1 protein-coding gene is annotated in these 794 nt (G+C 47.9%); it reads right to left on the bottom strand.

Features of this window, described 5'->3' with window-relative positions; genetic code table 11:
- On the bottom strand, nt 1–794 hold a 794-nt coding region (locus tag BVJ53_RS14895), incomplete at both ends, for an RNA-guided endonuclease TnpB family protein (RefSeq protein WP_137296013.1).

The raw sequence follows: 794 nt of genomic DNA, 5'->3' as shown, positions 1-794 counted from the left end.
GCCCTTTGATCAGTATGTTCTGCGCGGCATTGTAATCGCGAACGTGATGGGTATGGCATTTAGGACACGTCCATTCTCGATCAGCAAGCGTCAGCTTATCAGTGCCTTCGGTTCCCATTACGAAGTCGCAACGATGACAGGTTTGAGTGGTATTCCTAGGATTGACCGTTACAAACTGGCGACCATAAAGGTCAGCCTTGTAAGTTAGCATGCCTAAGAAGGTACACCAGCCTACGTCTGCGATACTCATTGCCAAAGCATGATTTTTTAGTAAGTTCTTACTTCGCAATTCCTCTGCAACCACTAAATCGTGGTTCTTGATTAGTGTGGTTGAGACGTTGTGCAAGAAGTTCTTACGCCGATCTAGAATCTGTGCATGAATCTTAGCAACTACCAAGCGCTGTTTTTGGTAATTCTTACTGTTACGTAACGGCCGATGCTCTTTCTTTGCCCTTCGGGCACGGCGCGACAAAACACGTTGAGCCTTAGCCAGTCGTCCTTTAATCGTTCGATAGTAGCGCGGATTTGCGACAACTTTGCCATCACTGGTCGTCAAGAAGTTTTTCGTGTTGAGGTCAATGCCGGTTTGCCGATTGGTTTTGGCAGGCTTCGTGATGAACGGTGTATCAGAACCCAGCTGCATGGATAAAAAGAAACGGTCCGCAGCGTCCTTAGTAATCGTGACCGTGCCAATGCGAGTTTCTGCTTGCCGACTCAGCAATCGTTTGTGGGAGCCTTTAATGCGTAGCCGACCTAACTTAGGCACTAAGACGTGCTTGAGGTCTTCAAAGCAG

Origin of the sequence: Lacticaseibacillus chiayiensis (assembly GCF_004123795.1) — a bacterium.
Lineage (GTDB): Bacteria > Bacillota > Bacilli > Lactobacillales > Lactobacillaceae > Lacticaseibacillus > Lacticaseibacillus chiayiensis.
This window is presented reverse-complemented; position numbering and strand designations above follow the sequence as displayed.